The sequence below is a fragment of the Pseudomonas sp. DCB_BI genome (assembly GCF_026240995.1).
Classification (GTDB): Bacteria; Pseudomonadota; Gammaproteobacteria; order Pseudomonadales; family Pseudomonadaceae; genus Aquipseudomonas.
Genome location: NZ_JAPFCG010000043.1, coordinates 1 through 7,460 on the forward strand (window position 1 = coordinate 1; position 7,460 = coordinate 7,460).

3 protein-coding genes and 2 pseudogenes are annotated in these 7,460 nt (G+C 63.1%); 3 read left to right on the forward strand and 2 right to left on the reverse strand.

Going from position 1 to position 7,460, the window contains the following annotated elements; genetic code table 11:
* Positions 1-286: 286 nt before the first annotated feature.
* Positions 287-500: pseudogene (locus OO258_RS27515) on the reverse strand (hypothetical protein); the annotation flags it as partial.
* A 107-nt stretch (positions 501-607) separates the two neighbouring features.
* Positions 608-1,350, reverse strand: a pseudogene (locus OO258_RS27120) (contractile injection system protein, VgrG/Pvc8 family); the annotation flags it as partial.
* 300 nt (positions 1,351-1,650) lie between these two features.
* Between OO258_RS27120 and OO258_RS27125 the strand changes: the two are divergent.
* The 3 genes from OO258_RS27125 to OO258_RS27135 are packed head-to-tail and all read left to right on the forward strand — an operon-like array spanning position 1,651 to position 7,120.
* Positions 1,651-2,889 (forward strand): exonuclease SbcCD subunit D C-terminal domain-containing protein, encoded by a 1,239-nt coding sequence (locus OO258_RS27125; protein WP_110748212.1) that lies wholly within the window; start codon positions 1,651-1,653, stop codon positions 2,887-2,889.
* A complete protein-coding gene (locus OO258_RS27130; protein WP_266034959.1) occupies positions 2,886-6,530 on the forward strand; it encodes an AAA family ATPase in 3,645 nt (1,214 codons plus the stop codon). The genes OO258_RS27125 and OO258_RS27130 overlap by 4 nt, the downstream gene beginning before the upstream one ends.
* Positions 6,527-7,120 carry a glutathione S-transferase gene (locus OO258_RS27135; RefSeq protein WP_266034962.1) on the forward strand — a complete coding sequence of 198 codons (594 nt, stop codon included), beginning with the start codon at positions 6,527-6,529 and terminating at the stop codon, positions 7,118-7,120. Before OO258_RS27130 ends, OO258_RS27135 begins: the two co-directional genes overlap by 4 nt.
* Positions 7,121-7,460: the final 340 nt, after the last annotated feature.

Here is a 7,460-nt window from a genome sequence, read left to right on the forward strand (position 1 = left end):
CGCTGGCTCATGCCACGCAGCAGACTGACCTGGATATCGGAGCGTTCTTCAACGCTGAGTTCGTGATAAGACATGGCAACACCCTACCGGAAAGGTCAGGTGTTGCACTCAGTTTTTGCCGCCGCCCCCTCTTATTCGCAAACCTTCTATCCCAATCGAGGCGTTTATATTCTTCCTTAGGATAGTTCGCTGGTCCATTTTTGATTTCAGGACCGCGCGCTGGCTTGAACTCATCCTCACATAGAAAAATAAACTGAATCTGATGAATAGGCTGACCTTGCTGTCACCACCGGAACTCCATCCGCCGCGCTTCAACCAACGATCTGCCCACGACTAGCGAAAAAGGACTTAGCCCAGAGTCCGTCAGGGCAAACAAATGAAAAGTCTTCTCTTTTTAGTTCTCTGGACGAACGAAACTCAATTCATTAGCAATGAAAACGCTCAAGGCGCTCTTCGCGTTCACGCCGTTCAGATAATCGGTCGTAGATATTTCTACGCATAAGACTTTTCCTTGTCGCTAACCAAGACTTGTTCAAATTAATTATTTTACTACCAGCAACGTCCACGGAGACGCCTGACAGTGCAATCGTGCCATTCGAGTTCATTACAAACGTGCATTTTCCACCTCCAAGATGATTGACTTTGCCGCTTTTATTTTTACCTCACCCTGGTCCACCGTCACAAAATACGAGCCCTCCTCCACCGCAATACTGGTTTCCAGCTTAATGGTTTCGGAATGTCTGCCCTCGACAGTGATAGTTCTATTGCCGCCCACGTTGGGACTGTCATCTGCCTCAACCTCAGTATCCAGATTGCGCTCGGCGTGCATGATGATCTGCTCAGCACCAGCCTTGTCTTCGAAACGGAAGAAGTTCGCGTTCGACCATTTACCTTTAAGCGGGTCAGGAAACCACTCTGGGTCTTGTTCGCTGGCAGCGACCATGGCGGGGTGTTGGTGCTGTGCGTGTACTGGCCGGGGTCGTAGACCTCGAAGCGCTGCACGGCGCCCTGCTCGTTCAGGCTGCGCATGGCCATCGGCAGGCGGTTGCGCGGTTGGCGGTAGTCGAAGGTCTGCGCGGCCATGCAGTCGGCCTGCAACTGGCGATGACCACCCCACTGGGTGATCGAGTCGGCGGTTTCGGTGACCGAGGCGCTGTGGAAGCGGATTTGCGCTTGCTCGGGGAGCGCGTCGAGCAAGGTGGAGTCGTCGCAGATGATCAGCGTGTGGGCTTCAGCACTGTGCTCGAAGAAGTAAAACAGCCCTGCTTCATCCAGCAGGCGCTGGACGAAGTTGAGGTCGATCTCGCGGTATTGGGTGATGTAAGTGTGGCGTTTGTAGGACCGAGAAACCGGGTGATTTCACGCTTTCCTACACAGCACGCAAGTACCCATCGTCGAGATGGAACGCCCCCTCAGCAACGGCGCCACTTTGCGGCAAAATATGCGCCTGGCAAGGTGCCCTTGGTCGAGCGTGAATCCGCTCCCACCGGCCCCCGCAGAATCAGGGAGTTACAAAATAAACGGCACTCGCACTTACCTGCCGGCAGCAACTGCCCTGCCGTACTGCCTTGGGTTACCATACCCAGCTCCGCGAAGCCCATCATCCACGCCAAGCCCCCGCTTGCTCGACTCGACACCAACAGGTCATCCATGCGTCTGTTTCATACCTCCGACTGGCACCTGGGCCAAAGCCTGCACGGCCAGGAACGCGACTTCGAACACGCCTGCTTCCTCGACTGGTTGCTCGGCCAACTGCGCTTGCGCCAACCCGATGCGCTGCTGATCGCCGGTGATATCTTCGACACCGTCAACCCGCCGGTCAAAGCCCAGGAACGCCTCTACGACTTCATCGTCCAGGCCCACGAGCAACAGCCCAAACTGGACATCGTGATGATCGCCGGCAACCACGACTCCGGTTCGCGCATCGAGCTGCCCGCCGCGCTCATGCGCCGCCTGCGCACCCATGCGTTGGGCCGTGTGCACTGGCTGGACGAGGGCCAGCTGGATGCCGAGCGCCTGCTGATCCCTCTGACCAACGGCCGGGGCAAGGTCGCTGCCTGGTGCCTGGCCCTGCCCTTCCTGCGGCCGGCCGAAGTCACCGGCCCGCAGCTGGGTGACGATTACCTGCAAGGCATCACCCAGGTGCACCAGCAACTGATCGCCGCCGCCCTGAAGAAACGCAAGAAAGACCAGGCGCTGATCGCTATCAGCCACGCGCACATGGCCGGTGGCGCGGTGTCGGAAGACTCCGAACGCAGCCTGATCATCGGCAACGCCGAGGCGCTGCCGGCCAAGCTGTTCGACAAGGCTATCAGCTACGTCGCCCTGGGCCATCTGCACAAACCGCAGAAGGTCAACCGCGAAGAACGCATCCGCTACAGCGGCTCGCCAATCCCGCTGTCGTTCGCCGAAATCAACTACCCGCACCAGGTCCTGGAAGTGGAGTTGGACGGCAACGGCCTGGTCAGCGTCGAGCCACGCCCCGTTCCACGCGCCGTGGCCCTGCAACGGGTGGGCCCGGCACCGCTGGGCGAGCTGTTGCAGCAACTGGCCGACCTGCCCGTGATCGACCTGCTTGAAGACCCCAACCGCCAGCCCTGGCTGGAGGTGCGGGTGGTGCTCGACGAGCCGCAACCCGACCTGCGCCAGCAGATCGAAACCGCGCTTGAAGGCAAGGCGGTAAGGCTGATCCGCATCAGCGCCGAGTACGCCGGCCGCAACAACGCCGAAGACGATGACCTGGCCTTTGTCGAGCTGGCCCAGATGACCCCGCAAGACCTGTTCAGCCGCGCCTGGGAGCAAGCCTACGGCAACCCCGCCGACGAGCAGGCGCTGGCGGACTTCGCCCTGCTGTTGCAGGACGTGCAGCAGGAAGAGGAGCAGCCATGAAAATTCTCGCCATCCGCCTGAAGAACCTGGCATCGCTGGCCGGCCCGGTCGATATCGACTTCACCGCTGAACCGCTGGCCAGTGCCGGGCTGTTCGCCATCACCGGGCCTACCGGTGCCGGCAAGAGCACCCTGCTTGACGCCCTGTGCCTGGCGCTGTTCGGCACCGTGCCGCGCCTCAATGCCATTGGCCGTGAGGCCAAGGTGCCGGACGCCGACGGCGACATCCCCACTTCCGACCCGCGCAACCTGCTGCGCCGGGGCACCGGCAGCGGGTTTGCCGAGGTCGATTTCGTCGGCATCGACGGCCGCCGTTACCGCGCCCGCTGGGAAGCCAACCGCGCCCGCGACAAGGCCAATGGCAAACTGCAGCACAGCCGCCAGAGCTTCTACGACCTCGACAGCGAGCAAGTGCTGGGCAGCGGCAAGAACGAATACAAGCAACTGGTAGAGGCCCGATTGGGCCTGAACTTCGAGCAGTTCACCCGTGCGGTGATGCTGGCCCAGAGCGAGTTCGGCGCGTTTCTCAAGGCCGACGACAAAGAGCGCAGCGAGCTGCTGGAAAAGCTCACCAACACTGCCATCTACACTCGCCTGGGCCAGCGCGCCTTCACCAAGGCGCGCGAGGCCGGCGAAGCGCACAACGCCCTGAAAGACCGTGCCAGCCACCTGGTGCCGATGGCGGCCGAAGCCCGTGCCGAACTCGACCAGCGCCTGGAACAGGCGCAACAGCAGTTCAAGGCCGACCAGGCCGGCGAGCGCCAACTGGAGCAGCAACGCAACTGGCTGAACGAACAACACCAGCTGCAAGCCCAGCAGGCCGAAGCCGGTACCGCGCTGCAGGCCGCCGAGCAGGACTGGCAACAGCTGGCCGAACCACGCCTGGACCTGGTACGCCTGGAGCGCCTGGCCCCACAGCGTCACCAGTTTCACCGCCGACAGGTCCTGAGCGCACAGCTGGCGCCAGTGGCCGCGAAAATGGCCGAACAGCAACAGCAGCAAGCCGAACTGCAGGTGCGCACCCGCGAGCTCGAACAGGCGCTGGACATTGCGCGCCAAGCGCTTGCCGACCGCCAGGCCCAGCACAGCGAGAACGCGCCGCGCCTGCGCCAGGCCTTTGCCGCCCAGGACAGTCTGGCACGCCTGGACCAAGAACTGGCCGCCCAGCGCAGCCTCAGCCAACAGGCGCAACAACAGGTCGCTGCCGGCCAGCAGCAACTGCAGCAGCTGGAAGACAACCAGCAGCGCAGCGTGCAGCAACTGGCGCAGATCGACACCGCGCTTGCCGACAGCCAGCACCTGGCGGGCCTGGCTGATGCCTGGCACGCCTACCTGCCGCAACTGAAACAGGTGATGCTGGTCGGTGGCCGCCTGACCAAGGGCCGAGAAGAGCTACCCGGCTTGCAGGCCCAGGCCAGCCAGGCCAATGCGCACCTGCAGGCCGAGCGCGATGCCTACGACCTGCTGTTCCGCGAAGCCAAGGCCGAACCCCAGGCCCTGGCCGAGCAGATCGACCTGCTCGGCGGCATGCTGCAGGACAACCGCAAGCAACAGCGCGCCGTCGAGGAACTGTCGCGTCTGCATGGCCGTGAACAGGAACTGCGCCAGCAGCTGGATGACGTGCGCGAACGGCAGCAACAGGCCATGCAGCAACGCCAGCAATTGATTGGCGAGGGCACCGCCGCCAAGGCCGAACTTGAAGCGGCCGAGCAAGCGCTCAACCTCACCCGCCAACTGCTGCAACGCCAGCGCCTGGCGCGCAACACCAGCGTCGAAGAGCTGCGCGGCCAGTTGCGCGACGGCGAGCCCTGCCCGGTTTGCGGCAGCGCCGAACACCCCTTCCATCAGCCAGAAGCGCTGCTGCAGAGCCTGGGTCGCCATGACCAGGCCGAAGAAGACGCCGCACAAAAGCAGGTCGAAACCCTCAATAGCAAGCTGGTAGAACTGCGTACCCAGCTGGGTGTGGTCAACGCCCAGCTCAAGGACCACCAGCAGCACCAACAGCAACTGGGCGAACAGCTGCAACCGCTGGTAGCCCAGGTGCAGGCGCACAGCCTGTGGCCGGCCCTCGCCCCGCAGGACGACAAGGCCCGTGGCCACTGGCTCGACAGCCAATTGCGCCGCCTGGACGAGGAAATCGGCCAGGACGAGAAGCGCCAGAGCGCCCTGCTCGCCCTGCAACGAGACGCGGCCCGCCTCAACCAGCAATTGCAGGCTGCCCACGACGCCCAGCAGCAGGCCCAGCGCCACCTGGAGCAACAGCACCAGGCCCTGGCCAACGACGAGCAGCTGTTGCAGCAAGGCCTGAACGACCTGGCCGGCGTATTGCCAGAGGAAGCGCTCAAGGCCCTCAACGACGACCCGGCCAATGCCTTCCTCGCCCTTGACCAGCAGATTGCCCAACGCCTGCAGCAACTGGAACAGCGCAAGGACGAACAGGAAGAACAGCAAGCCCGGCAGGCCCAGCTGGATAAACTGCGCGATCAGCAACAGGCGCGGGTGCAAGGCCTGGAGCAGGTGCAACACAAGCTCGCTACCCTCGACGAACAGCGCCAGCAGGCCCAGGCGTCGCTCGGCGAGCTGCTTGGCGAACATGCCAGTGCCGAAGCCTGGCAGCAGCATATGGAAGCCACGCTGGAGCAAGCCCGCGCCCTCGATGCCGACACCGCCCAGCGCCTGCAAGATCTGCGCACCCAAGGCGTGCAACTGGCCAGCGAACTCAAGGCCAACACCCAGCAACAACAGGCACTGGATGCCGAATGCCAACAGTTGCAGGCCCAGATCGCCCAGTGGCGCAGCGAGCATCCGGAACTGGACGATGCCGGCCTCGATCGCCTGCTGGCCATGGATGACGCGCAAGTCAATGAATTGCGCCAGCGTTTGCAAGGCGCGGAAAAAGCCATCGAGCAGGGCCGCGTCCTGCTGCAGGAGCGCGAACAGCGCCTGCAGCACCACGCTGCACAGATGACCGTGGACACCACGGTCCAAGCCCTGGAGCAAGCCTTGGCCGAACTGCGCGAACGCCTGGCAAGCCAAGAGCAGCAGTGCGCCGAATTGCGTGCACAACAGGCCGACGATCAGCGCCGCCAGCAGGCCCACCAGGCGCTAGCGGCAGAAATCGAACAGGCCCACCAGCAGTGGCAACGCTGGGCCCGCCTGAATGCCCTGATCGGTTCGGCCTCCGGTGATGTGTTCCGCAAGATAGCCCAAGGCTACAACCTTGATCTGCTGCTGCACCACGCCAACGCCCAACTACGTCAGCTGGCCCGTCGCTACCGCCTGAAGCGCGGCGGCAGCGCCCTTGGCCTGCTGGTGCTGGACACCGAGATGGGCGACGAACTGCGTTCGGTGCACTCGTTGTCGGGCGGGGAAACCTTCCTGGTGTCGCTGGCGTTGGCGCTGGGCCTGGCGTCGATGGCGTCCAACACCTTGCGTATCGAGTCGCTGTTCATCGACGAAGGCTTCGGCAGCCTCGACCCCGAGTCGCTGCAACTGGCAATGGACGCCCTCGACGGCTTGCAAGCCCAGGGTCGCAAAGTGGCGGTGATTTCCCACGTACAGGAAATGCACGAGCGCATCCCGGTCCAGATCCAGGTGCGGCGCCAGGGCAATGGCCTCAGTGACGTGGAGGTGTGCGGGTGATCCTCTACTCGTTCCGCCGCTGCCCGTGGGCCATGCGTGCGCGCCTTGCCCTTCGCTATGCCGGCTGCGAGGTGGAAATCTGCGAGGTGGCGATGAAGAACAAGCCGGCAGAGCTGCTGGCCTTGTCGCCCAAAGGGACGGTGCCGGTGCTGGATACCGGTACCGGGGTGTTGGAAGAGAGCCTGGACATCATGCGCTGGGCGCTGGCGCAAAACGACCCGCAGGATTGGCAGCTGCTTGCCGACCCGGTGGCGGCGCAGCAGGCAGATGCCTTGATCGCGCGTAATGACAGCACGTTCAAGGCACAGGTCAATCTGTACAAGTATGCCGAGCGCTACCCCCAGCATTCCCGCGAGCAGTACCGCCAGCAGGCCGAGGCCTGGCTGGCGGAGCTCGAAGGCCTGCTGGCTGAACGGCCCTACCTGCTGGCCGACCACCCGAGCATTGCCGATGCGGCATTGTTGCCCCTGATGCGCCAGTTTGCCGGGGTCGAACCTCAGTGGTTCGCCGAGGCGGCTTATCCGCGGGTGCGGAGTTGGCTGGAGGGGTGGTTGGCTTCAGCGCTGTTCAAGGCCGTCATGGCCAGGTGAGTGTGGGGGCTGGCAAGTGCCTGGCGGGAGTTTGATGTAGGGTTCGAGATCGAGCGCCGCCCGCGCGGCGCATCGCGAGCTACGCTCGCTCCTACGTTTGTTTCGGGCCAATTATTCCTGTGGGATTCACGCGCGAACGCCTTGGCGTATGGCGAAATATCGCGTCGCACAAACAAGACGGTCGCGCGCGCCTGTAACAGGCGTTACTGGCCAGAAACAAACGTAGATACTCTGTTGGCGGTCAAGCTTTTTTGAGGTGCTCAGCGCTGAACAGCTTGGCCGTATCAAAGGGCTCATCGCCACGCATGCATGCCCAGGCACCTGTCAGGTATTTACGCAT

Coding starts and splice junctions, on each gene's coding strand:
- OO258_RS27125 (WP_110748212.1), top strand. CDS start 1,651: ATGCGTCTGTTTCATACCTCCGACTGGCACCTGGGCCAAAGCCTGCAC.
- OO258_RS27130 (WP_266034959.1), top strand. CDS start 2,886: ATGAAAATTCTCGCCATCCGCCTGAAGAACCTGGCATCGCTGGCCGGC.